Here is a 24,995-nt window from a genome sequence, read left to right on the forward strand (position 1 = left end):
TTCTATTGAAATCGAATTTAATTGCTCAGGACGTAATTGTGACGCACAAGGGTGATGAAATAAATTCAAAAATTGTTGAAATAGGTAGTGATTATATAAAGTACTATGAATTTGAATTCCAAGAAGGGCCGCTTCGGAATATTGAACGGTCAAAAGTGTTTATGATAATATATGAAAATGGGAGAAGAGAATTAATTAAGCAAGAGATTGAACAAAAAGAACAATCAAATGAAAGCTATGATGGGCTCAATTGGTCTATTGCTGTAGGGTATGGGAATAGTTATGGGAAGACAGGCGTTCGATTTCAATACCGAACTGGTGGTTGGGTAGGATTTGGGACACATGTTGGAGTAGGTTTTATCAAGGAAGAAGGGTATTACGGAGAGAACCCTTTATCAATTTTAGCATCAGCTGGGTTTAAAATTTTCCCCTATAAAGAGTTTTATATTAACACACAAATTGGAATGATTGATGTTATTTCAGACTTGAGTGGATCTTCAGGGACATACCAAAAGGAAATACTTTATGGACCGTCTTTAATGATCGGTAGTGATTGGGCCTGGGGAGAAAAAATTAAATATGGTTTAAATATTGGTACAGGCGTTTCCTATATTATCAACTATGCTTCCCATGACATTGATGCTAGTGTTTCAACATTTAGACTGGCTTTAGATTTAGGATTTATAGTACAATTTTAGGTTTTTGCTTGTAATTATTTGGGATAGTTTTTTTTGAAAAACATATGTTTGTGTTATTGTTTTAATTAGGGTTAAGATAAAAAACCACCCCCTCCAGCTATTAACCAACCAATCCATACCCCTTTCTGCAAAGATTTATTAAATTCGCCACCTTGAAGCAACAGAGTCGCCGATCCGGGCAATCTACGACTCCTGACCCTGCCAGTCTTCGGGCTGATTTATAAAACAAATTTGTTGGGTATTTAATTAATTGAAGGAAAAGAAAAATGGCACAAACAGCTAAAATCATTTACACGAAAACGGACGAAGCGCCAGCACTCGCCACCTATTCATTTTTGCCTATCGTACAGGCATTCACCAAGGCTGCAGGAGTAGAAGTAGAAACCAGAGACATCTCTTTGGCAGGAAGGATCATTGCAAACCTTTCTGAATATTTGACGAACGATCAAAAAATCGGAGATGCATTAGCTGAACTTGGAGATTTGGCTAAAACACCAGAGGCCAACATCATCAAATTGCCCAATATCAGTGCTTCAATTCCACAACTTCAAGAAGCGATCAAGGAGCTTCAAGCCAAAGGATACAAGTTGCCAAACTATCCGGCCAACCCGTCGAATGACGAAGAAAAGAAAATCAAGGCGGCTTACGCCAAAGTATTGGGTAGCGCAGTAAACCCAGTTTTGAGAGAAGGCAACTCTGATAGAAGAGCACCCAAAGCAGTAAAAAACTTCGCCAAGAAGAACCCACATTCAATGGGCTCTTGGTCGGCAGACTCAAAGTCGCATGTGGCCAGCATGGATGCAGGAGATTTTTATGGAAGTGAGAAATCAGTGACTGTAACTGATGCTACAGATGTGAAAATTGAATTTGTAGGTGCAGACGGTACTTCGAAAGTATTGAAAGAAAAGACTTCATTATTGGCTGGTGAGATCATTGATGCTTCAGTAATGAACATGGCAGCTTTGAAAGCATTTATTGCCAAAGAAATAGAAGACGCCAAAGCAAATGACGTATTGTTTTCGCTTCACATGAAAGCGACTATGATGAAGGTTTCTGACCCTATCATTTTTGGAGCGGCAGTAGAAGTATTTTATGCAGAGGTTTTTGAAAAATACGCAGATCTATTTGCAGAATTAGGCGTGACGGCTACCAATGGTGTGGGAGACGTTTATGCCAAAATTGCAGGTCACGCCAAAGAAGCAGAAGTAAAAGCAGCTATAGAAGCAGTTTACAAAGATCGTCCAGATTTGGCGATGGTGAATTCTGACAAAGGAATTACTAACCTTCATGTACCAAGTGATGTGATCATTGATGCATCTATGCCAGCCATGATCCGTACATCAGGTCAAATGTGGAATGCGGCAGGCAACCAACAAGACACCAAAGCAGTAATTCCAGATAGATGTTATGCTGGCATCTACCAAGAAACCATCGACTTCTGTAAGAAACACGGCGCTTTTGATCCAACCACCATGGGAAGTGTGCCTAATGTAGGCTTGATGGCTCAAAAGGCTGAGGAGTACGGTTCTCATGACAAGACATTCCAAATGTCAGGTGCGGGTACTGTGAAAGTAACAGATGCTGCTGGAAACGTATTAATTGAGCAGCCTGTAGACGAAGGTGATGTTTTTAGAATGTGTCAGGTGAAAGATGCGCCAATCCAAGATTGGGTGAAACTAGCCGTGTCAAGAGCAAAAGCCACTGGCAATCCTGCCGTATTCTGGTTGGACGAAAATAGAGCGCATGATGCTCAGTTGATCACTAAAGTGAACAAATACTTGAAAGATCATGACACTAATGGATTGGAAATTTTGATCAAAGATCCGGTAGAGGCGACTAAATATTCATTGGAAAGAATCAAAGACGGACTGGATACCATTTCTGTAACGGGTAACGTATTGAGAGATTATTTGACTGACTTGTTCCCGATTTTGGAATTGGGTACCAGTGCAAAAATGCTTTCTATTGTGCCGTTGATGAATGGTGGTGGATTGTTCGAGACAGGTGCTGGCGGATCAGCCCCAAAGCACGTGCAGCAGTTCAACGAAGAAGGTCATTTGAGATGGGATTCTTTGGGTGAGTTCTTGGCACTAGCAGTTTCATTGGAGCACTTGAGCCAATCGACTGACAATGCTAAAGCGCAAGTACTTGCGGATGCTTTGGATGAAGCCACTGGTAAATTCCTGGAATTGGGTAAATCTCCTTCAAGAAAAGTAAATGAAATCGACAATAGAGGTTCTCACTTCTACTTGATGACCTATTGGGCAGAGGCTTTGGCTGCGCAAGATAAGGACGCTGATTTGAAAGCCAAATTTACGGAAGTGTCTAAGGCATTAGCTGCCAATGAAGACAAAATCAATGAAGAGCTGTTGGCAGCCCAAGGAGCTGAAGTTAACATTGGCGGATATTACTACCCCAATGAAAAACTTGCTGCTGAAGCTATGCGGCCAAGCGCAACTTTGAACGGTCTTTTGGCGTCTATTGTGTAATTTGCAAATGAATATAACTTACAACACCCCAAACCCTGATTCAATATCAACAAATGCCATTTGCTGTTGTTTCCGGTATATGTGATAGTGTAAGACGTTTAATATAGAAATTATAAACCTCGTCTTATGGCGAGGTTTTTTTGTTTGTGGTAACTTAGTATTTATATGATTGCTTCAATATTTTGTCATTTCGACCAGTAGGGAGAAATCTTATCAATGTTCAGATGATGGAATGTAGAATTAATTTCTCGATTCCTCGAAATGACAGATATTTTATTGAGGCAAGTTCTGATAAAAAAACATGGAACTAACCAATTATCAAATCTTACTCTTATTTGCTATTGGCGGTCTGGTGGCTGTCATTGGACCTTTGGTGATTAGTAGATTACTAAGGCCAAATAGACCTAATGAAGAGAAGCTGACTACATACGAATGCGGAGAAGACCCAACAGGCACTGCTTGGGGAAAGTTCAATATTCGATTTTATGTAGTGGCGCTTATTTTCGTCCTTTTCGAAACCGAACTTTTGTTCCTCTTTCCATGGGCCATCGTCTTTGGCAATGAACAGTTGAATACAGAAACAGGGGGCAATTGGGGCATACTTGCCATGGTAGAAATGGGTTTGTTTATTCTTATTCTTGCTTTAGGGCTGGTCTACGTTTGGGGCAAAGGCTATTTAGAATGGGAAAAGCCAGATGTCACTATTTTGGACTCAGCAAGTTCTGTGCCCGAAGAATTATACGAGCAACTCAATACCAAATACAAATTATATTGAACCTTGAATTTCAAATTTTGAATCTGCAAATATGAAAGGCCTACTCGATCAACAATTCAACAATGGCGGAGTCATCCTGAGCAACCTCGAGGATTTAACAAACTGGGCACGGATGTCCAGCATCTGGCCGATGGGATTTGGGTTGGCCTGTTGTGCGATCGAGATGATGGGGTCGATGGCCTCAGGATACGATTTAGACAGATTTGGGGTAGTGCCAAGAGCAAGTCCTAGGATGTCGGATGTGATGATTGTGGCAGGGACAGTGACCTACAAAATGGCGGATCGTGTAAGAAGACTTTATGAGCAAATGGCTGAACCAAGATATGTGATATCCATGGGCAGCTGTGCCAATTGTGGTGGGCCGTATTGGGAGCATGGCTATCATGTGGTCAAAGGCGTGGACAAAATTATTCCAGTAGACGTATACGTACCAGGCTGTCCGCCAAGACCAGAAGCACTGATTGGTGGTATCATCAAACTCCGAGAAAAAATAGAAAATGAAACCTTGGTAGCGCCTGAAGGATTCAAAGAAATCTTAGACAAACAAGCCTAAGTATGGAAATGGAAGAATTTAAAAGTCTGATCGACAAAAAAATAGGTGAGGGTACAGTGTGGTCTGTTGACGAAAATGCTACGCCAAAAGCGATAGTGATTGAACCCGATCAAGTCGAACCTGTTTTGGCATTGTTGAAGGATGATGAAAGCACTTATTTTGATTTGCTTTCTTGTCTGACGGCGATTGACAATGGCCCAGAGGTCAATACAATGGAAGTGATTTACAATTTGTATTCCATTCCGTTAGAGCATTCACTCATGGTCAAAACTACGATTTCAAGAGAGAAGCCAGCTATTGAATCTGTAAGTCATTTGTGGAAGACGGCTGACTGGCATGAGCGCGAAGCTTTTGACCTTTTTGGAATTAGATTCAATAACCATCCAGACTTAAGAAGAATCTTAATGCCAGCAGACTGGGAAGGCTATCCTATGAGAAAGGACTATGAGGAGCCAGCCACTTATCGTGGAATGAAAACGATTAGAGAGGAGGAAGATCCAACATGAGCCAAGCCATAGAATACAAATACCGACCAGAAAATCTCAATGAATCAGCACCCAATGTGTATGATGAGTCCAAACTTACACGTGAGGAAATGGTCATCAATATTGGGCCACAGCATCCGTCTACTCACGGTGTACTCAGGCTAGAAGTAGTTACTGATGGTGAGATAGTAGTGGATGTAGTACCACATTTGGGTTACTTACATCGTTGTTTCGAAAAACATGCAGAGTCTGTTGCTATGAATGGTGTCATTCCTTTCGTAGATCGTATGGACTATGTGGGAGCAATGAATTCCGAGCATGCGTATGCAATGGGTGTGGAGCGAATGCTGGGTATTGAAGATAAAATCCCAAAACGGGTAGAATACATTCGTGTGCTAGTGGCTGAACTGAATAGGATTGCCTCACATTTTGTAGCTATTGGAACGTATGGGCTCGATATAGGAGCGTTCACACCTTTTCTCTGGGTGATGCGTGATCGTGAGCATATACTGAGGTTACTGGAATGGGTGAGTGGGGCACGTATGCTCTACAACTACATTTGGGTTGGTGGATTATTTTACGATCTGCCCGTAGGTTTTGAAGAAAAATGTACTGAGTTTATCAACTATTTGAAACCAAAATTGGTCGAGTTAGACGAGGTCTTAGTGAATAATAAAATCTTCATTGAACGTACTGCCAACGTTGGGGTTATTCCAAGAAACCTAGCCATCAATTACGGAGTCACTGGGCCAATCTTAAGAGGCTCTGGTCTGAGAATGGATTACAGAAAAGTAGATGGTTATTCAGTGTATCCAGAGATCGATTTCGAAGTACCAATTGGTAACGGCCAAATGGGACAGACTGGAGATTGTTGGGATCGGACTTGGGTGCGTGTGGAGGAGGTCAAGCAGTCCGTAAAAATCATTGAACAGTGTTTGACGCAGCTCACAGGTGATTTGAAACGGACACGTGAATTTGATCCACGTGAACTTGTCCCTAAAAAAATAAGGCCAAAGGCTCAAGATCTTTATGTAAGAGCTGAAAACCCTAAAGGAGAATTGGGCTTCTTTTTCCGTACGGATGGTCGTTCTGATGTCGCGGTTAGATGCAAAGCACGAGGTTGTAGTTTTTCCAATCTTTCTATCTTGCCTGCCATATCAAAAGGTTACATGGTGGCAGACCTAATTGCTATCGTTGGATCGTTGGATTTTGTGATGGGAGAAGTCGATCGATAATCTCTATTTCCTGTTCAAAATTCGTTAAATTGAATTTACTAATGGTTTTTGGATATGGATTTCAATTTTTGCCTCAAAGTACTGGATGCGGAGCAAATCCGCCAAGCGGATCAATTTACCATCAAGAATGAACCTATACACTCTATAGATTTGATGGAGCGGGCATCCGAAGAGTTTGCTCGATGGTTTACAGCCCTATTTGATAAAAATATGCCTGTGGTCATATTTTGTGGTACAGGCAACAATGGTGGAGATGGCCTGGTGATTTGTAGATTACTCAACGATGCTGGTTATACTGTCTCTCTTTTTTGTGTAGGCGACCCTGATTCTGGCTCACGAGATTTCAAAATCAACTACGATATTATTCAAAATTATGACATCCCTCAGACGGTTATTGATAAATCGAACTTCCCTACCTTAGGCAAAGACACAGTTATCATAGATGCCATTTTTGGATCAGGTATAAGTCGTCCAATCACAGGATTAATTGCAGATTTGATCAATCATCTAAATGCTGAGCCTTGCGAATATAGAGTGGCTGTTGATATCGCTTCTGGTCTAGGTTGCAATCATAGGTTTGAGGGTGGTGCAATCATGAACGCCTCTCATACAGTAAGTTTTCAAGTACCAAAGTTGTCTTTGTTTTTGCCTCAAAATGAGAATCAGAGTGGTGAGTTGATCATCAAAAGCATTGGATTAGTAGAAGAGTACATTCAATCACTTTCTTCCAACTACTATTTCTCAACACCCGCTTTTGTTCGATCGTTTGTAAAACACAGGTCAAAGTTTTCTCACAAGGGAAGAGCGGGCAAAAACCTATTGGTAGCTGGAAGTCATGGAAAATTGGGTGCGGCCATATTAGCAGGGAAAGCGTGCCTTAGATCTGGCGCTGGCTTGCTGACTATTCACACACCTGGCTGTGGTCAGAATGTCCTACAAAACAGTGTACCAGAGGCTATGATAGTTGTCGACGAACATGATAAGTTGATTTCTAACATGGAGTCGATATCAGCGTTTGATGTGATTGGTATAGGCCCTGGCATAGGCACTGATAAATTGACTGCCAGCGCAGTAAATCAAATTCTTGATCAATTTGACAAACCTATGGTTATTGATGCGGATGCCTTAAACATACTCTCTGAGAATAATAACTGGGTAGAAAAAATACCTCAAGGATCAGTTCTAACTCCACATCCAGGGGAGTTTAAAAGATTGGTTGGGGACTGGAGCGATGATTATGATCGCTTGAACAGGCAAATCGAGTTTTGTACAAAACACAAAGTGGTGGTTTTACTCAAAGGTGCAAACACAAGTATTAGTAACCCAGAGGGTATTGTGGTTTTTAATTCTACAGGAAATCCAGGAATGGCCACTGCAGGGAGTGGAGATGTGTTGACTGGAATTATCACGGCACTGTTGGGCCAAGGGTACAGTGGATTTGAAGCAGCCCTCTTGGGTGCACATTTGCATGGCCTAGCTGGTGATTTATTTGTCAGGAAAAATGCTGAAGAATCTCTAATTGCTTCCGACTTACTGGAGTATTTGCCTAGAGCCATGCGTAAAGTAGTTCACCAACATAAGGTGATAAAACCAGAGAAGCGACGTCGTCATTAGACATACTCGTCGAGAATTTACCAGGCGCTTATCGAAAAGACAGATTCTTCCGTCAGACTTAACAAAAAAATAATTATATTCATAGAAACTATAAATCCGCTATTCGCGTATTTTGTAGAGTAGTGAATTTGGAAACTAAACGATATGCAATTTTTAAAAGTCATAGGATCAGTGGTCTTGCTGCTAGCAGCCACATCTGCTTGGGCTCAAGATAGCACCAGCACTACGACTTTTACTGCCGAATCACTCATTTTCGAAAACGAATCTCTCGATCTTACCAATCAAATTGAAGTTTACCCTAACCCTTCTGTCGATTACATTGTTGTCAATATCAAAAATTCAAACTTGAGAGAAACCTCTTTTGAATTACATAGTATTATTGGAAATACTGTACTGGTAGATGCGGAAAATATAGGGAGAGACAAGTATCGTATTAATATCAAGAACTTTAACCCTGGCTATTATTTTGTGATTGTCAAAGATGACTTTTCACAGTTTAAGGAAGCCTATAAATTTTTAAAGAAGTAGTAAGCAGCAAGGAGCGTAAAAAAGGAAAGGCCTCGGTTATCCGAGGCCTTTCCTTTTTTACGCTTTGATCCAACCTTATTGTGCCAAATCGTAGTGTTTTCTGAACAACTCTTCATACTTGCTAGCTAGCTCCATATTTTCTGTACCTCGGAATGTTCTGGCCAACTCACTAAGTGAGATCAGATTCTTTTGTAATTCAAACCTGTCTAATTTACCTGTACTGTACAAATACGTGAGCATTTCATCGGAACGCTGAGAAATCAATTCAGCAATTTCAGTAGCTTTTTCTTCCTCACCCACAAGTATCAAATAGCCCACCTGTTGAACACTGAAATGATCGTATCTGATTACGCTGTCTGGCATGATCTCCAAACATTTCAACACTGCCTCTCTGGCCTTGTCAATTTCTCCTTCAGCCAACAGGTTTTCAATAAGCGTATTGAAGCTGGCTCTATGATTTAAAACAAAGTTCCTGTAATCTTCAGAATAATAGACCGAAGGATTATCCAACTCTCTCCAGTAGAAATTGTTCATCATGTTATCAAACATCATGTTCGTATCTACGAACATTTCACCTGAGTTTAAATTTTTGATTGGCAGTAGTCTAAAGGCATTTCCTTCCTGAACCATATAATCCTTCAGGTTGAAATTGACGCTGGATGCTGAGGTATTGTTGAAATAAATAGGTCGTTCCCAGTTATTGTTGACAATCAAATCAAGAATAGCCAGATCTTTCTTTTCTAGTCCTCTACCTTTCATACTCCAGGTCATTCGATCAGAAAGTCTTGAGGCAAATTTCGCTGGAATAATACCCATGTTCATCACTTTGGCAGAATCAACTGGTAAGTAAAAATTCTTGGCTGGAACCGAATTATAACTACTGATAGAAGTTGGAACCGCAAGTGCTGGATGTTCTTCCTTGATCAATTTGATAAACTGAGCGGCATTCATTGTGCCACCTTTGATGTTTTGTCTTTCTACCAATGGCAAGTAGTCATTCAATCCGCCCTGCTTGTAGTTTTCAAGGGTTAAGCCAAATGGTAAAGGCTTTGACTCATAGGCATCACGCATCATTTGAGCGATATACCAATCTGTATTGAAGTAACTCAGTACAATCACTCTTACGTCAGTTCTGAATCCCTCTACCTCTTGAACATACCAAAGAGGGAAGGTGTCATTGTCACCACCCGTGAAAATGATGGCGTTTGGTGCACATGAAGCTAGGAAGTTTTTGGCAGAATCTACCGAGAAGTATCTGTTAGAACGATCATGATCATCCCAGCCTTCTGAGGCCATAATGATTGGAGCTGACAGACAAATGACTAACGCAATGGCAGCAGAAGGAATTCCTTTTTTGATTACAGCCATAATCCCGTTAAATATGGCAATAAAACCCAGACCTATCCAAAATGCATACGCATAATATGAACCCGCATAGATATAATCTCTTTCTCGTGGTTCTGTAGGTGGTGAGTTTAGGTAGAGCACAATAGCCGCGCCTGTCAAAAAGAACAGCATACCTACAAAAGCAAAATTTCTTGGATCCTTATAATATTGAAAGGTCAAACCAATGATCCCAAGTATGAGCGGAATCATAAAGAAGATATTTCTTCCTTTATTCTCTTCGAGCATTGGAGGCACTTTCTCAAATGCGTCATTCAGTCCTACCCAGTCTGCACCTTGAATGTCAGAAGCACGTCCAGCAAAATTCCACATGAAATAGCGGAAATACATGGTGCCCAGCTGGTGCTTGAACATATATTCCAGATTATCTCCAAAGCTTGGTTTCTCCCCATTCTTCAGGTCTAAAATTTCGCGATAGCGTTGTACATGTCCTGGTTGGTTGCTATACGCACGTGGTAGAATAGTGGTGTGCTCAGGATCATAGATATACTCTAATTTGTAATCTGTGATTTCATATTTGTCCTCTCCTTTGGTATAGACAGGTGCTCCTTTTTTCTGATCTACTATGTCTGCAGTAAATACCTGTCCATGAAGCAAGGGTCTGCTTCCATATTGCTCTCTTTTCAAATAAGAAACAAAGCTGATCACATCTTCAGGATTATTTTCATCAATCGGAGGGTTGTATTCTGATCTAATCAATACAATAGAGTAAGACGAATATCCAATGACGATGAAGGCAAAACTTACCAGAATGGTATTGAGTGTAGCGTTACTCGATTTGATGGAATAGTATATTCCATAAACCAAACCTCCTAGGAATAGTGCAGCAAAAAATATGATACCTGACCCAAATGGAAGACCAAGATTATTCACAAAGAAAATCTCCATTTTACCCGCAAAGCTTGGAAGTCCTGGGATAACCCCCTCCATGATAATGAGAACTATCGCACCACTGGCAATCATCGTAGTGATGATGCCTCGCGTGCTGAGTTTTTCTCTTTTCTTAAAGTAATAAATGAGTGCTAGGGCAGGCACAGTCACCAAGTTCAATAAGTGAACTCCTATCGAAAGACCAACCATGTAAGCGATCAATATCATCCATCTGTTTTCGTCTGACGGATCTTTGATGTTCTCCCATTTGAACATGGCCCAAACCACAAAAGCAGTAAAGAATGACGACATGCCATATACTTCAGCTTCGACTGCTGAAAACCAGAATGAATCTGAAAATGTATAAGCCAAGGCTCCTATCAGTCCACTACCAATAATCACAAGGTTGGTATAATCAGCATCTGTAGCAACTAATTTCTTTGCTATATGAGTAATAGACCAGAACAAGAAAAGCACAGTAAATCCGCTACTCAATACACTAAGCATATTGATCCAATAAGCCACTTGAGTGACGTCCCCCATGGCAAGAAATGAGAACAATCTTCCAAGCAACAAAAAGAAAGGCGCGCCTGGAGGATGAGGGACTTCTAGCTTGTAAGAGACAGCAATGAATTCGCCACAGTCCCAAAAACTAGCTGTGGGTTCTACTGTAAGGGCGTACACAGTAGTGGCTAGAATGAAAATAATCCAACCAGTTATATTGTTTAATTTATTGTAATCGCTCATAAAAAAAGGAAATTTAACTGGCGAAAATAGTCATATTTGATCAAACCAAAAGGTTAATAAAGGTTAACTTGGGGCGCTGAAAATAGAACACTTAATTCGAGTAGTATGAAGTATACAAATTGCCTTTCCTTGATTACGGGACTTTTAATTTTAATACAGGGAAATGTAACGGCTCAGTCCAATTCGGAAGTGGCTACAGTTTCGGAAGAATTGATGGGGGTAGAGCTATTGACTTATCGTGGGTCGGTTTCACGAACCTGGGATTTGCTGCATACAGAATTGGCAGTGTCATTTGATTGGGAAAGACGCTATCTCTATGGTATAGCCACCTTGGATCTAAAGCCTTTATTCTATGAGCAAGAGTCTTTGGTGTTGGATGCCAAAGGTATGGATATAAAGACCTTGAGCGTTAATGGAGCACCTACTGACTTTGAATATGATGGATGGAAAATATGGATTACATTCAATCAAGCCTATTCCCGCAAGGATACCATCCAGGTGAGTATAGCGTACACTGCAAAGCCCTACGAGCGCGAAGTTGGTGGAAGTGAGGCTATTGAAGAGAATCGAGGACTTTACTTTATCAATGCAGATGGATCTGATCCAAATAAACCACAACAGATCTGGACGCAAGGCGAAACTGAAGCAAACTCTGGCTGGTTCCCAACGATTGATATTCCGAACGAGCGCAGCACTCAGAAAATGAAAATTACCGTTCAGGACAAATTCAAAACATTATCTAATGGATTACTTACTGAGCAGATCAAAGAATCGAACGGAAAACGAACGGACATCTGGGTAATGGATCAGGCGCATCCCCCATATTTATTTATGATGGCTGTGGGTGACTTTAGTGTCACTAAAGATGAGTGGAATGGTGTGCCTTTGGCTTATTGGATGGAAAACGATTTTGGAGAGTATGGGAAAGATATATTCAGAAACACACCTGAAATGATGACGTTTTTTTCTGAGATATTGGGCTATCCTTATCCATGGAAAAAGTATGACCAAATTGTAGTTCGTGACTATGTCTCTGGCGCCATGGAAAACACTTCTGCCTCATTGTTTTATGAGCAACTCAATGTGGACAGCCGATATTTGATTGATGATAACTGGGATGCAATTATTGCACATGAGTTGATGCATCAGTGGTTTGGAGATTTGGTCACCTGTGAGTCTTGGTCAAACCTTGCGCTGAATGAAGGATTTGCGAGTTACGCAGAATACTTATGGAACCAATACAAGTACGGTCAGGATGAAGCAGATTACACTTTTCTGGTGGAGCAGGAAATCTATTTTATTGAAGCCGCAGAAACGCCGAAAAATCTGATCAGGTATTACTATGACGATCAGGAGGATATGTTCGACTCTCATTCTTATAATAAGGGAGCAGCTGTTTTGCACATGCTAAGAAGTTATTTGGGTGATGATGCCTTCTTCTTGGGTTTGAATAATTATTTGGAAGACCATGCATTTGAGTCAGTGGAAGTGGCGCAATTGAGACTGGCATTTGAGAAGGTGACTGGGGAGGATTTGAATTGGTTCTTTGATCAATGGTTCTTTTTTGCAGGTCATCCTGAGCTGGAGGTAAGGCATAAGTATGAGAATGACACCTTGACATTGACGGTCGAGCAAACTCAATCACACGATGAGATGCCCATATTTCAATTGCCAGTTTTTGTAGATATCTGGCAAGGTGATAAACTGGCCAGTTTTCCAATAGTAGTCAATGAGGCTTATGAGACTTATCAATTTCCAATGGATGAAAAACCTGACGTGGTCATCTTTGATAGTGAACGTCAATTGCTTGGCATTATTGATCACCCCAAAACAGAACAAGAGTACTACACTCAATTTGTGAAGGACGGGAGTCTTTATAGTCGAATAGAAACATTGGATAGTTTGTATTCATTCAAGGACAAGAAGTTGATTGATCAAATTTTGAGAGAGGCTATCAAAGACCCATTTTATATGGTTCGTCAATATGCACTAGAGTATTTAATGGACGAAGAAGTTAAGCTCAAGAAATACGAAATAGAGATAATTCCTTTGCTAAAGGACTCTAGTTCACGCGTAAGAAGCTATGCTTTGGCCTACTTAGGAATAGACGGATTTGAAAAGTATAGATCGGAATTTGACAAAGCATTAAATGATTCTTCATATATAGTTGTGGCGTCCGGCATATCTCAGTTTACTGCGAATGAAGTAGAATTGCCAGCTAGTTTTTTAGTTAATCAGAAGGATGTAACCAATTTGAATGTCGTGATCATGCTGGCTGAGTATTATCTCTATCAAGAGCATAAAGACTCCTTCGATTGGTATCAAAACCGAATGACAGGGCTGGATGGCAATACTTTATTTTACTTTATTCAGGCTTATGCCGAAAAACTTTTGGACGCTCCAGATCAATATAGAAAAGCGGCTGTTCTTCAGTTCGAAGAGGTGGCCAGAAAAAACGCTAATTATATGGCCAGATTTTCTGCTTATCAAGCGTTGGTGTTGATGTCGGATATGGAAGGTATAGAAGCCAAACTGAAAGACATTCGAGAAAACGAAAAAGATGAGCGATTGATCGAATTGTATGAAGGGATATGACAACAAAGGGATTGAAAATTTTCAATCCCTTTGTTCAATTAATTCAAATGTCTTTTACAATCCCAATAATTCATCAATCGAACTACTAGCTACAAAGTGATAATTGGGTCTGGCCTTTGTGTAAATCTCTTTTGCCATTTCCGTGCCCTCAGGAGTTTTAACGAACGCTTTGTACAAAGGCATTAAGAATTTTCTTCTACCAGTGTTTACCAAGAATGATTCAAGCTGTTCATAGGCTGGTTCGTATTGGTTGGCAATGACATGGACGCCCCATAGATCAAAAATCTCACTGTTCCCTGTAGTAGTAAATCCAAATGCTTGATCTAGATTGGTCATTTGCTCTGTGGACAAAGAGTCTGGCAAACCTTTTACAAACCTTAACCACTCGTGCGTCGTCCAATCGTCGCTACCATAAGCAGCTTGTAATTCTTCTTTGCTCTGATTGGCCGCCCAGGTGACCGCGGCCTGATCTACATTCTCGAATTTATCAGAAACTGGAACTGGGCAGTTGTCAGGTAATCCAGGCGTATATATCCACGCTTCATAAAAAGTGGGTGCGATTTCTAATTGATACGCATCAAACAGATTGGTTTGAAGGTTTTCAATAAACTGCTCTGTGGTCATAGTCTTGAATGAGTTACTGGTAAAGTAATTTTTCAAGAACGCATCCCACTTTTCTCTGCCTACAGTTTCTTCCATCAGCCGCAAAAAGAAATAACCCTTATCATACGCAATTGAAGTCATGCCGTCATCTGGGTTCCTTCCTGTCAGATCAAGTTTTAAACTGGTGTCTTTGAAATTTCCAGCGGCTTTCATATCAGCGATTTCTGTCTTCAGGTCTTGAAGAGAAAGAAGAGCAAGCATTTCTGAATAACCTCTACCATATACAGCTTCCATAATTCGATACTCGAAATAAACCGTAAAACCTTCGTTAAGCCAGAAGTCATTCCAGTTGGCGTTAGTTACCAGATTGCCTGACCAAGAGTGTGCCAGTTCATGAGCAACTAAGGAAGTCAGTGACTTGTCCCCAGCCAGAATAGTTGGAGTGGCAAACGTCAATCTTGGGTTTTCCATTCCTCCGAATGGAAAACTTGAAGGCAATACTATAATATCATATCTATCCCATCTGTAAGGGCCATATAGTTCTTCAGCCGCACTGATCATTTTTTCTAAATCTTCAAACTCAGCAGCAGATTTTTCTAATACAGAAGGTTCTGCGTATACACCACTTCTCTCACCAAGCGAACTGAATTGGATATCGCCTACGGCAAGAGCCATTAAGTAGGCAGGGATGGCCTGCTTCATTTCAAAGTTGTAAATACCACTTTCGTTTTTCTCAGTAGGATTAGATGCACTCATCAAAGCCAATAGCTCTGATGGCACTTTCACTTGAGCATCATAAGTGAATCTGATACCTGGAGAATCCTGGATTGGAATCCATGAGCGAGCTAAGATCGCTTGTGACTGAGTAAATAAAAATGGATAACTCTTGTCTGTAGTTTGGCTTGGTTCCAGCCACTGGAGTGCTTCCGCCTCTTCAGAGGTTTCATAAGTGATGACAATATTTTTTGTCTTGGGAGTAATATCAATGGTCAGAGGAGCGCCCAGGTGTGGTTGAGCCTTCCCCACCACAAAATTCAATACTTCATTGTTGCCATTCATTACCGAATTGATCTTAAGATCCTTAGTGTCTAGCACGAGCTGCTTTGCTTCTGAAGAAGTTTTGATTGTTAGTGTGGCAGTCGCCAGAATCTTATTTAATTCAAAGTTTACATTGGCATCCCAGCTCAAATGAGATACTACAGCTTCTTCGGGTTTGGCAAAGGAATGAGTGTCGGAAGCTTTCATATAATTGTTTTTGGTGTCTTCTGATTCTTGATTTGGAGCGCAGCTGATCAAAAACTGACAGCTACAAGCGAGAAGGAGTATGCTAGTTATCTTTTTCATCTTAGGTATCTAATGTTTATATATTTGGCAAATCTAATGATCTCGTGAAGTAATAAAATTATTGTTTGATTATAGACGAAAAAAGACGTTTAAACGGGTTTAAAAGTATGCAAACCAAAAAAAATAAATATTGCTGAAAATAAGTTTGTAAAAATTTGAATAAGAATCAAAACCATATAATTTTGCACTTCCTTAAGAAAAACGGGAGCGATTTGCGCTTCAATTTGAATGAGGAATGTTCTCAATTTTATTGAACAAGGGGGGATACCAAAGCGGCCAACTGGGACGGACTGTAACTCCGTTGACTTATGTCTTCACAGGTTCGAATCCTGTTCCCCCCACATTGGCCTGATTTAATTGGAAGTTAAATCAGTGAAATAATTAAGCGGGAGTAGCTCAGTTGGTAGAGCGACAGCCTTCCAAGCTGTAGGTCGCGGGTTCGAGCCTCGTCTCCCGCTCTTAATTTTTCAAGCCGATGTAGCTCAGGGGTAGAGTGCTTCCTTGGTAAGGAAGAGGTCACGGGTTCAAATCCCGTCATTGGCTCTTATTTCTGAATGCCTTTCCTTAAGAAGAGGGGCGATATTGGTTTGAGTAATTGTGCTATATATTATAATATGTATAGCCTTTTTTTATATAATTAAATATTTAACTAACAATAGGATTTTTCAAACATGGCTAAAGAAACCTTTGACCGTTCGAAACCTCACGTGAATATTGGTACAATTGGTCACGTGGATCACGGAAAGACAACTTTGACTGCTGCGATCTCTTCAGTTCTTGCGAACAAGGGTCTAGCAGAAATGAAAGACTTCTCTTCTATCGACAACGCTCCAGAAGAAAAGGAAAGAGGTATTACTATTAATACTTCACACATCGAATATCAAACTGAAAACAGACACTACGCTCACGTAGATTGTCCTGGTCACGCCGATTATGTGAAAAACATGATTACTGGTGCTGCTCAAATGGACGGCGCAATCATCGTGGTTGCTGCTACAGATGGACCAATGCCACAAACTAGAGAGCATATCTTGCTTTCTCGTCAGGTAGGCGTTCCTGCTTTGGTTGTATTTATGAACAAAGTAGATTTGGTAGACGATGCTGAATTACTTGAGCTAGTTGAAATGGAAGTAAGAGAATTGCTTTCCGAGTACGACTTCCCAGGTGATGACATACCAGTAATCGCTGGATCTGCACTTGGTGGATTGAATGGCGAGCCTGAGTGGGTTGCTAAAATCGAAGAGTTGATGGAAGCAGTTGATAACTATATCCCACTTCCAGAAAGAGCTGTAGATAAGGATTTCTTGATGCCTGTTGAGGATGTATTCTCTATTACTGGTAGAGGTACTGTTGCAACTGGTAGAATCGAAAGAGGTGTTACCAACACTGGTGACGCAGTTGACATCATCGGTATGGGAGCTGAAGATATGAAGTCTACAGTAACTGGAGTTGAGATGTTCAGAAAAATATTGGATAGAGGTGAAGCCGGTGATAACGTAGGTATCCTTCTTAGAGGTGTTGAGAAAGCCGACATCAAAAGAGGTATGATTATCTGTAAGCCTGGTTCTGTAACTCCTCACCAGCACTTCAAAGCTGAAGTTTATGTATTGTCTAAAGAAGAAGGTGGACGTCATACTCCATTCTTCAACAAGTACAGACCTCAGTTCTATGTAAGAACAACTGACGTTACTGGCGAAATCATGCTTCCTGAAGGAGTAGAGATGGTTATGCCTGGTGACAACGTGACTATCGAAGTTACTTTGATTAACAAAATCGCAATGGAAAAAGGATTGAGATTTGCAATCAGAGAAGGTGGTAGAACTGTTGGATCTGGTCAGGTAACTGAGATTTTAGACTAAGGTCTAATACAGATATAATAAGATTATCAGATGCGTTTCATTATTTAATGAAGCGCATTTGTTTATAATCAAAATTAATTCTAATTTTGCAGTCCTTTTGGGCTGAAGGTTTTACGGGTGTAGCTCAATTGGTAGAGCACTGGTCTCCAAAACCAGCGGCTGGGAGTTCGAGTCTCTCCACCCGTGCAAATGTTTAAAGCAAAGATTTGAGTAATGACAAAATTGATCAACTTTTTTAAAGAGTCTTATGACGAAATGGTCCATAAAGTTACATGGTCTAAATACAGTGAGCTTCAGAGTAGTTCAATTTTGGTATTGGTCGCTTCCCTGATCTTCGCAATATTCATTGGAATAATAGATTTCGGTTTCGATAATCTATTGAAGTGGTTTTATAATCTATAAATAGTCAAATAGTCCCGCTATTATGAGTGAATTTAAGTGGTACGTAGTACGTGCGGTCAGTGGACAAGAGAAAAAGGTGAAAACCTACTTGGAAACTGAAATCACAAGAATGGGTCTTGAAGAATACATTCCTCAAGTCATGATACCTGCAGAGAAGGTATATGAAATGAGAAATGGGAAAAAACGCGTGAGAGAAAGAAATTTCTTTCCGGGCTATATCCTTATTTCTGCAGACCTAAACTACGGCGAAGTACAACATACAATCACTAAAATACCGGGTGTAATTGGCTTTTTAGGTGCCGACGATGGCGGTCCTGCCAAGACACCAGTTCCTTTGAGACAAAATGAGGTAAACCGAATTTTGGGTAAAGTAGAAGAAGTAGACGAATTCGAAGAGAAATTGGATACTCCTTTTATAGTAGGAGAAACTGTGAAAGTTATGGATGGTCCGTTCAGTGGATTTACAGGTAATGTAGAAGAGGTATTCGAAGAAAGAAAGAAGCTAAATGTAATGGTGAAAATCTTTGGTCGAAACACACCTGTAGAACTTAATTATATACAAGTAGAAAAAACAGAGTAAAAATGGCTAAGGAAATTAGTGGTTACTTAAAATTACAGATAAAGGGTGGCGCAGCCAATCCTTCTCCTCCTGTAGGACCTGCACTAGGTAGTAAAGGTCTTAACATTATGGACTTCTGTAAGCAATTTAATGCCAGAACCCAGGAAAAAGCGGGACAGGTATTGCCTGTGCTTGTTACAATATATACCGATAAGTCGTTTGATTTTGTTATTAAAACTCCTCCTGCGCCAGTATTGTTGCTAAATGCAGCAAAGCTGAAAAAGGCTTCTTCTGAGCCTAATCGCGATAAGGTGGGTAGCGTAACTTGGGATCAAGTGAAAGAAATTGCTGAAACTAAAATGCCTGATTTGAATGCATTTACAGTAGAGTCAGCAATGAAGCAGGTAGCTGGTACAGCTCGAAGCATGGGTATAAAAGTAAGTGGTAAAGCCCCTTGGGCCTAATTAATTAAAAAATTAACATGGCAAAATTAACGAAAAGTCAAAAACTAGCTGCTGAGAGGTATGACAAGACGAAAGCTTATAGCATCGACGAAGCATCGCAGATAGTAAAGGACATCACTACAACTAAATTCGACGCCTCAGTGGACGTTGATATTAGGCTAGGAGTTGATCCAAGAAAGGCAGACCAAATGGTGAGAGGAGTGGCAACACTTCCACACGGAACTGGTAAAGAAGTAAGAGTTCTTGTACTATGTACTCCAGATAAGGAGCAAGAAGCTAAAGATGCTGGTGCAGATCACGTAGGATTAGACGACTATATCGCGAAAATCGAGAAAGGTTGGACTGATATCGACGTAATCGTTACAATGCCAACAGTAATGGCCAAAGTAGGTAGAATAGGTAGAGTGTTAGGCCCAAGAGGATTGATGCCAAACCCTAAGTCTGGTACAGTGACCTTAGACGTAGCTAAAGCGGTACAAGAAGTGAAATCTGGTAAGATTGATTTCAAAGTTGACAAATTTGGTATTATTCACGCAAGTGTTGGGAAAGCTTCCTTCACAGCTGAACAAATCAAAGACAACGCAATGGAATTGATCAATGTGGTAAATAAATTGAAGCCTGCTAGTGCAAAAGGTACTTATATGAAAAACATTAGTCTTTCAAGTACAATGAGTTCTGGTATTTCAATTGATAAAGCCTCAGCTGGAATTTAAAAGCTTTTATAATCAATGTCGCTTGCGGCAGGATTCTAAATAAAGAACAAAATGACTAAAGCAGAAAAAGCAGTCGTTATCAAGGAACTTTCTGAGAAATTCAAGGAAACAAGTAATTTCTATTTTACTGACGCTTCAGGTTTAACTGTCGCAGAAGTAAATAATTTCAGACAGAAATGTTTTGATAACGGTGTAGAGTACAAAGTGGTGAAAAATACACTTATTAGAAAAGCTTTGGAAACTGTTGATGCAGATTTTTCTTCATTGAACGATGAAGTATTGACAGGATTTTCAGGGGTAATGTTTACAGGAGCAGAAAATGCGAATGTCCCTGCTAAGATCATCAAAGAATTTAAAAAAGCTGACAGTGCAGATAGACCAAAATTAAAGGGAGCTTCCATCGATTACGATCTCTTTATTGGTGAGGAACATCTAAGTATGCTTGCCACACTTAAGTCGAAAAACGAACTTATTGGCGAGGTTATTGGATTGTTGCAATCTCCTGCGAAGAATGTTGTTTCTGCTCTACAGAGTGGAGGACAGACTTTATCAGGGTTGGTTAAGACGTTGTCAGAACGTTAAAATTGGTTTCAAATTATTAAATATTAAATACTAAAATAAAATGGCAGATTTAAAAGCATTCGCTGATCAGTTGGTAGGACTTACTGTTAAGGAAGTAAATGAATTAGCTGAAATTTTGAAAGAAGAGCATGGCATCGAGCCTGCTGCTGCTGCTGCTCCAGTAATGGTAGCTGGTGCTGCTGGTGGTGGAGAAGAAGCTGCTGAAAAGGATTCTTTCGACGTTATCTTAAAAGCTCCAGGAGGAGCTAAATTGGCTATCGTTAAGTTGGTTAAAGAATTGACTGGACTTGGATTGAAAGAAGCTAAAGAACTAGTTGATGGTGCACCTAAAGCATTGAAAGAAGGTGTGGCTAAGGACGAAGCTGAAGGGCTTAAAAAGCAGCTTGAAGAAGCTGGAGCTGAAGTAGAGCTTAAGTAAAATTTGACTGTTTTTAGTTTTAAAAACGTCTAAAATATTAGGCCTGTCCCGATACTGAAAATTTCAGTATCGGGATCAGGTCTTTTCCTGTTTCTGTAAAAAAGAAACAATTACTTACATTATTATCACATAAAATTGTACGGCCTTGGCTAGTAAAAATAAATCCGAAAGAATTAATTTTTCTTCGATAAAATCAGTGATTGATTATCCTGATTTCTTGAAGGTTCAATTACAATCTTTTGAAGATTTTTTTCAGTTGGAAACGCCCGCTGAAAAAAGAATTCAGGAAGGACTATTCAAAGTTTTCTCAGAAAACTTTCCTATTTCTGACTCAAGAGAGAATTTTGTACTTGAATTTATCGATTACTTGGTAGATCCACCAAAATATAACGTGGATGAGTGTATCGATAGAGGGTTGACATATTCTGTTCCTTTGAAGGCAAAATTGAAATTGTCTTGTAACGATGAGGACAACGATGATTTTGAAACCATCGAGCAAGAAGTGTTCTTGGGTAACATCCCATACATGACTGCCAAAGGTTCGTTCGTAATCAATGGAGCAGAGAGAGTAATTGTTTCTCAGCTACACAGATCACCTGGTGTATTCTTTGCGCAAAGCAAGCACACCAACGGTACTAAATTGTATTCTGCAAGAATTATCCCTTTTAAGGGTTCTTGGATAGAATTTGCGACTGACGTGAACAACGTCATGTACGCTTACATTGACCGAAAGAAAAAATTCCCAGTAACGACTCTATTAAGATCTATCGGATACGGATCTGATAAGGACATCTTGGATTTGTTTGGATTGTCTGAAGAGATTCCAGCGAATGCTAAGGAATTGAAGAAAGTTATTGGTAGAAAACTAGCAGCAAGAGTTCTTAGAACTTGGACAGAAGATTTCGTGGATGAGGATACTGGAGAAGTGGTGTCTATCGATAGAAACGAGGTCGTGCTAGAGAGAGATTCTGTAATCTCTGAAGATGATATCGAAACTATCGTTGATTCAGGATCCAAATCTATTATCCTACACAAGAAGGACGTAAATATTACAGATTACTCTATTATTTACAATACACTTCAAAAGGATAATTCCAACTCTGAAAAAGAGGCTGTAGAGCAAATTTATAGACAATTAAGAAACACTGAAGCACCTGATGAGCAGACTGCAAGGGACATCATCAACAACTTGTTTTTCAGTGATAAGAGATATGACTTAGGAGAAGTTGGCCGATACAGAATCAACCGTAAACTTCAGCTTGACCTAAGCAACGACTCAAGAGTATTGACGACAGAGGATATCATCCTTATCGTAAAATACTTGATCGGATTGATCAACTCAAAAGCAGTTGTCGATGACATCGATCACTTGAGTAATAGAAGAGTAAGAACCGTGGGAGAGCAGTTATATGCTCAGTTTGGCGTGGGTCTTTCTAGAATGGCTCGTACTATCAAAGAAAGAATGAACGTTCGTGACAACGAAGAGTTCAAGCCAATTGACTTGATCAATGCAAGAACACTTTCTTCTGTGATCAACTCGTTCTTTGGAACGAACCAGTTATCTCAGTTTATGGATCAAACGAATCCACTAGCAGAGGTTACCCACAAAAGAAGAATGTCGGCACTTGGACCAGGTGGTCTTTCTCGAGAAAGAGCAGGGTTTGAGGTTCGAGATGTTCACTATACACACTATGGTCGCCTATGTACAATTGAAACACCAGAAGGACCAAACATTGGTTTGATTTCTTCACTTTGTGTACATGCTAAAGTTAATAGCATGGGATTCATCGAAACTCCTTATAGAGAAGTAGAGAATGGTGTGGTAAATATGACCAGTAATGTAAAGTATCTAACGGCAGAAGAGGAAGATACCTACAACATTGCACAGGCGAACGCTCCATTGGAAGACAATGGAAACTTCCTGAATGATACAGTAAAAGCAAGATTTGAAGGTGACTTCCCTGTGGTAGGACCTAAGGATCTAAAATATATGGACGTTGCCCCCAACCAGATTGTGTCTGTGGCAGCATCAATGATTCCTTTCTTGGAGCATGATGATGCAAACAGAGCCTTGATGGGATCTAACATGCAGCGCCAAGCAGTTCCTTTGTTGAAGCCTCAGGCTCCAATTGTGGGTACTGGATTGGAGAAAAGAGTGGCACTGGATTCTCGCTCATTGATCCTCGCAAGAGGAAAAGGTGAAGTAGTTGATGTAGATGCTAATAGGATTATAGTGAAATATGACGTGTCTGATGACGAAAGATTAGTTTCATTTGATGAAGAGCATATCACTTATGATTTGATCAAATTCAGAAGAACAAACCAAGATACTTGTATCAACTTGAAGCCGATCGTTTACAAAGGCGACAAGGTGGAAGAGGGACAGGCCCTTTGTGAAGGTTTTGCCACTGAAGATGGTGAATTGGCATTGGGCCGAAACTTGACAGTGGCCTTTATGCCTTGGCAAGGATACAACTTTGAGGATGCGATTGTAATCTCAGAGAAAGTAGTAAGAGATGACGTGTTTACTTCCATTCATATCGACGAATTTGAACTAGAAGTTAGGGATACAAAAAGAGGTGAAGAAGAATTGACATCTGAAATTCCAAACGTAAGTGAGGAAGCAGTGAAGAATCTGGATGAAAACGGTATCATCAGAATCGGAGCTGAGATCAAAGAAGGTGATATTCTTATTGGTAAGATTACTCCTAAGGGAGAAACCGATCCAACACCTGAAGAGAAACTATTGAGAGCCATCTTTGGAGACAAAGCGGGTGATGTGAAAGATGCTTCGTTGAAAGCTTCTCCTTCACTTAGAGGCGTAGTTATCGATACTAAATTGTTCTCTAGACCTAAGAAGGACAAAGACCTTAGAGCGAAGACTAAAAGAGAAGTTGAAATCCTGAAAAACAACTACTCTCAAGAATTGAAAGAATTGAGAGCAGTCATGGTCGCTAAATTAGTTGAGCTGATAGGTGGAAAAACTTGTCAGGGAGTAAAACATAAATTTGGTGATGAAATCATGTCTAAGGGCGTGAAGTTCAATGCTAAAAATATTGAAGAGAATCTTTTCCCTGAAAAGAATATCTATAGAGATGAGTCTAATTACAATGTTCAAGAAGAGGTGAACCTTATTGGTGACTTGTTGTTGGATAATTGGACAGCCGATGAAAAAGTGAACAAAATGGTTTTTGAATTAGTCAAAAACTTTGGCAAGAAGAGACACGATATTGGTGGTATCTTCAAGCGTGAGAAATTCACTTTAGAAGTTGGAGATGAACTACCAGCAGGCATTGTTCAACTGGCTAAAGTTTACGTAGCTAAGAAGCGTAAATTGAAAGTAGGTGATAAGATGGCGGGTCGTCACGGTAACAAAGGGGTAGTAGCCAGAATCGTAAGAGAGGAAGATATGCCTTTCTTAGAAGATGGAACACCAGTTGATATCTGTCTGAACCCACTTGGTGTACCATCAAGGATGAACATTGGCCAGATTTATGAAACCGTTTTAGGTTGGGCTGGATTGAAGTTGGGTAGAAAATATGCTACACCAATCTTTGATGGAGCTAGTATGGATCAAGTAGCCGCAGAATTAAAAGAGGCTGGATTGCCTGAGTATGGTAGAACTTACCTATACGATGGATTGTCTGGTAATAGATTCGATCAGCCAGTTACAGTTGGTGTGATTTACATGCTCAAACTGGGTCACTTGGTAGATGATAAGATGCACGCAAGATCAATCGGACCTTACTCATTGATTACTCAGCAGCCGTTGGGTGGTAAGGCACAGTTTGGTGGACAGCGTTTTGGTGAGATGGAAGTTTGGGCCTTGGAGGCATTTGGTGCAGCCAATGTACTTCAGGAAATCCTGACTATCAAATCTGATGATGTCATCGGAAGAGCAAAAGCGTATGAAGCCATTGTAAAAGGCGAGAATATGAACAAACCAAATATTCCAGAGTCGTTCAACGTACTCGTTCACGAATTGAGAGGTTTGGCTCTTGAAATTACTTTAGACTAATTAATTGATCATAAGACCTTCGGGTCATTAACATATAAGA

General features: G+C 40.3%; 19 protein-coding genes and 4 tRNA genes. 21 read left to right on the forward strand and 2 right to left on the reverse strand.

The genetic code is table 11. From position 1 onward, the window contains the following. The first annotated feature begins 5 nt into the window (after positions 1-5). The 8 genes from B9A58_RS14485 (at position 6) to B9A58_RS14520 (ending at position 8,377) form a co-directional block, all read left to right on the forward strand. Positions 6-698: a hypothetical protein gene (locus B9A58_RS14485; protein WP_139793908.1), complete on the forward strand. Its 693-nt coding sequence runs from the start codon at positions 6-8 to the stop codon at positions 696-698. A gap of 266 nt (positions 699-964) precedes the next feature. Next, positions 965-3,187: an NADP-dependent isocitrate dehydrogenase gene (locus tag B9A58_RS14490; RefSeq protein ID WP_084373592.1), complete on the forward strand. Its 2,223-nt coding sequence runs from the start codon at positions 965-967 to the stop codon at positions 3,185-3,187. Between the two features lie 301 nt (positions 3,188-3,488). Continuing rightward, entirely contained in the window at positions 3,489-3,962 is a 474-nt protein-coding gene (locus tag B9A58_RS14495; protein WP_084373593.1) for an NADH-quinone oxidoreductase subunit A, read from the forward strand. A gap of 31 nt (positions 3,963-3,993) precedes the next feature. Continuing rightward, positions 3,994-4,515 (forward strand): NADH-quinone oxidoreductase subunit B, encoded by a 522-nt coding sequence (locus tag B9A58_RS14500; protein ID WP_084373594.1) that lies wholly within the window; start codon positions 3,994-3,996, stop codon positions 4,513-4,515. An 8-nt stretch (positions 4,516-4,523) separates the two neighbouring features. Beyond that, positions 4,524-5,021, forward strand: a complete 498-nt coding sequence (locus B9A58_RS14505; RefSeq protein WP_139793909.1) for an NADH-quinone oxidoreductase subunit C — start codon at positions 4,524-4,526, stop codon at positions 5,019-5,021. Further along, positions 5,018-6,235: an NADH-quinone oxidoreductase subunit D gene (locus tag B9A58_RS14510; RefSeq protein WP_084373596.1), complete on the forward strand. Its 1,218-nt coding sequence runs from the start codon at positions 5,018-5,020 to the stop codon at positions 6,233-6,235. The genes B9A58_RS14505 and B9A58_RS14510 overlap by 4 nt, the downstream gene beginning before the upstream one ends. 54 nt (positions 6,236-6,289) lie before the next feature. After that, entirely contained in the window at positions 6,290-7,849 is a 1,560-nt protein-coding gene (locus B9A58_RS14515; RefSeq protein WP_084373597.1) for an NAD(P)H-hydrate dehydratase, read from the forward strand. Positions 7,850-7,993: 144 nt separating this feature from the next. Further along, positions 7,994-8,377: a T9SS type A sorting domain-containing protein gene (locus B9A58_RS14520; RefSeq protein ID WP_084373598.1), complete on the forward strand. Its 384-nt coding sequence runs from the start codon at positions 7,994-7,996 to the stop codon at positions 8,375-8,377. Between the two features lie 75 nt (positions 8,378-8,452). On the opposite strand, the gene B9A58_RS14525 is transcribed toward B9A58_RS14520, so the two are convergent. Continuing rightward, a complete protein-coding gene (locus B9A58_RS14525) occupies positions 8,453-11,398 on the reverse strand; it encodes a glycosyltransferase family 117 protein (RefSeq protein ID WP_084373599.1) in 2,946 nt (981 codons plus the stop codon). A gap of 105 nt (positions 11,399-11,503) precedes the next feature. Here B9A58_RS14525 and B9A58_RS14530 point away from each other — a divergent pair, with 105 nt between their 5' ends. Beyond that, positions 11,504-13,993, forward strand: coding sequence for a M1 family metallopeptidase (locus B9A58_RS14530; RefSeq protein WP_084373600.1), 2,490 nt, complete (start codon positions 11,504-11,506; stop codon positions 13,991-13,993). A 54-nt stretch (positions 13,994-14,047) separates the two neighbouring features. Here the strand turns inward: B9A58_RS14530 and B9A58_RS14535 are convergent, their stop codons facing one another. Next, positions 14,048-15,940, reverse strand: coding sequence for a M1 family metallopeptidase (locus B9A58_RS14535; protein WP_084373601.1), 1,893 nt, complete (start codon positions 15,938-15,940; stop codon positions 14,048-14,050). Between the two features lie 258 nt (positions 15,941-16,198). On the opposite strand from B9A58_RS14535, the gene B9A58_RS14540 reads away from it, so the two are divergent. The 12 genes from B9A58_RS14540 to rpoB all read left to right on the forward strand — a co-directional run bounded on the left by B9A58_RS14540 (position 16,199) and on the right by rpoB (position 24,955). Beyond that, positions 16,199-16,281, forward strand: a tRNA-Tyr gene (locus tag B9A58_RS14540). A 44-nt stretch (positions 16,282-16,325) separates the two neighbouring features. Then, positions 16,326-16,398 (forward strand) — tRNA-Gly (locus tag B9A58_RS14545). Positions 16,399-16,411: 13 nt separating this feature from the next. Then, positions 16,412-16,483, forward strand: a tRNA-Thr gene (locus tag B9A58_RS14550). A 128-nt stretch (positions 16,484-16,611) separates the two neighbouring features. Beyond that, complete coding sequence (gene tuf, locus B9A58_RS14555) at positions 16,612-17,799, forward strand: elongation factor Tu (protein ID WP_084373602.1); 1,188 nt, start codon at positions 16,612-16,614, stop codon at positions 17,797-17,799. A 113-nt stretch (positions 17,800-17,912) separates the two neighbouring features. After that, positions 17,913-17,985 (forward strand) — tRNA-Trp (locus tag B9A58_RS14560). Positions 17,986-18,012: 27 nt separating this feature from the next. After that, positions 18,013-18,201 (forward strand): preprotein translocase subunit SecE, encoded by a 189-nt coding sequence (gene secE, locus B9A58_RS14565; RefSeq protein WP_084373603.1) that lies wholly within the window; start codon positions 18,013-18,015, stop codon positions 18,199-18,201. Between the two features lie 22 nt (positions 18,202-18,223). Continuing rightward, positions 18,224-18,781: a transcription termination/antitermination protein NusG gene (gene nusG, locus B9A58_RS14570; RefSeq protein ID WP_084373604.1), complete on the forward strand. Its 558-nt coding sequence runs from the start codon at positions 18,224-18,226 to the stop codon at positions 18,779-18,781. 2 nt (positions 18,782-18,783) lie between these two features. After that, a complete protein-coding gene (gene rplK / locus B9A58_RS14575; protein ID WP_084373605.1) occupies positions 18,784-19,224 on the forward strand; it encodes a 50S ribosomal protein L11 in 441 nt (146 codons plus the stop codon). A gap of 17 nt (positions 19,225-19,241) precedes the next feature. Beyond that, positions 19,242-19,937, forward strand: coding sequence for a 50S ribosomal protein L1 (gene rplA / locus B9A58_RS14580; protein ID WP_084373606.1), 696 nt, complete (start codon positions 19,242-19,244; stop codon positions 19,935-19,937). A gap of 51 nt (positions 19,938-19,988) precedes the next feature. Continuing rightward, positions 19,989-20,519, forward strand: a complete 531-nt coding sequence (gene rplJ, locus B9A58_RS14585) for a 50S ribosomal protein L10 (protein WP_084373607.1) — start codon at positions 19,989-19,991, stop codon at positions 20,517-20,519. Positions 20,520-20,559: 40 nt separating this feature from the next. Further along, positions 20,560-20,937, forward strand: a complete 378-nt coding sequence (gene rplL / locus B9A58_RS14590) for a 50S ribosomal protein L7/L12 (RefSeq protein ID WP_084373608.1) — start codon at positions 20,560-20,562, stop codon at positions 20,935-20,937. Positions 20,938-21,082: 145 nt separating this feature from the next. Then, positions 21,083-24,955 (forward strand): DNA-directed RNA polymerase subunit beta, encoded by a 3,873-nt coding sequence (rpoB, locus tag B9A58_RS14595; protein ID WP_084373609.1) that lies wholly within the window; start codon positions 21,083-21,085, stop codon positions 24,953-24,955. The last annotated feature ends 40 nt before the right edge of the window (positions 24,956-24,995 follow it).

Origin of the sequence: Reichenbachiella faecimaris, assembly GCF_900176375.1 — a bacterium.
Taxonomy (GTDB): Bacteria; Bacteroidota; Bacteroidia; order Cytophagales; family Cyclobacteriaceae; genus Reichenbachiella; species Reichenbachiella faecimaris.

Excerpts from the sequence above, each read along its gene's own strand:
- B9A58_RS14490 (WP_084373592.1), top strand. The coding sequence starts at position 965 with ATGGCACAAACAGCTAAAATCATTTACACGAAAACGGACGAAGCGCCA.
- B9A58_RS14495 (WP_084373593.1), top strand. The coding sequence starts at position 3,489 with ATGGAACTAACCAATTATCAAATCTTACTCTTATTTGCTATTGGCGGT.
- B9A58_RS14500 (WP_084373594.1), top strand. The coding sequence starts at position 3,994 with ATGAAAGGCCTACTCGATCAACAATTCAACAATGGCGGAGTCATCCTG.
- B9A58_RS14505 (WP_139793909.1), top strand. The coding sequence starts at position 4,524 with ATGGAAGAATTTAAAAGTCTGATCGACAAAAAAATAGGTGAGGGTACA.
- B9A58_RS14510 (WP_084373596.1), top strand. The coding sequence starts at position 5,018 with ATGAGCCAAGCCATAGAATACAAATACCGACCAGAAAATCTCAATGAA.
- B9A58_RS14515 (WP_084373597.1), top strand. The coding sequence starts at position 6,290 with ATGGATTTCAATTTTTGCCTCAAAGTACTGGATGCGGAGCAAATCCGC.
- B9A58_RS14520 (WP_084373598.1), top strand. The coding sequence starts at position 7,994 with ATGCAATTTTTAAAAGTCATAGGATCAGTGGTCTTGCTGCTAGCAGCC.
- B9A58_RS14525 (WP_084373599.1), bottom strand. The coding sequence starts at position 11,398 with ATGAGCGATTACAATAAATTAAACAATATAACTGGTTGGATTATTTTC.
- B9A58_RS14530 (WP_084373600.1), top strand. The coding sequence starts at position 11,504 with ATGAAGTATACAAATTGCCTTTCCTTGATTACGGGACTTTTAATTTTA.
- B9A58_RS14535 (WP_084373601.1), bottom strand. The coding sequence starts at position 15,940 with ATGAAAAAGATAACTAGCATACTCCTTCTCGCTTGTAGCTGTCAGTTT.
- tuf (WP_084373602.1), top strand. The coding sequence starts at position 16,612 with ATGGCTAAAGAAACCTTTGACCGTTCGAAACCTCACGTGAATATTGGT.
- secE (WP_084373603.1), top strand. The coding sequence starts at position 18,013 with ATGACAAAATTGATCAACTTTTTTAAAGAGTCTTATGACGAAATGGTC.
- nusG (WP_084373604.1), top strand. The coding sequence starts at position 18,224 with ATGAGTGAATTTAAGTGGTACGTAGTACGTGCGGTCAGTGGACAAGAG.
- rplK (WP_084373605.1), top strand. The coding sequence starts at position 18,784 with ATGGCTAAGGAAATTAGTGGTTACTTAAAATTACAGATAAAGGGTGGC.
- rplA (WP_084373606.1), top strand. The coding sequence starts at position 19,242 with ATGGCAAAATTAACGAAAAGTCAAAAACTAGCTGCTGAGAGGTATGAC.
- rplJ (WP_084373607.1), top strand. The coding sequence starts at position 19,989 with ATGACTAAAGCAGAAAAAGCAGTCGTTATCAAGGAACTTTCTGAGAAA.
- rplL (WP_084373608.1), top strand. The coding sequence starts at position 20,560 with ATGGCAGATTTAAAAGCATTCGCTGATCAGTTGGTAGGACTTACTGTT.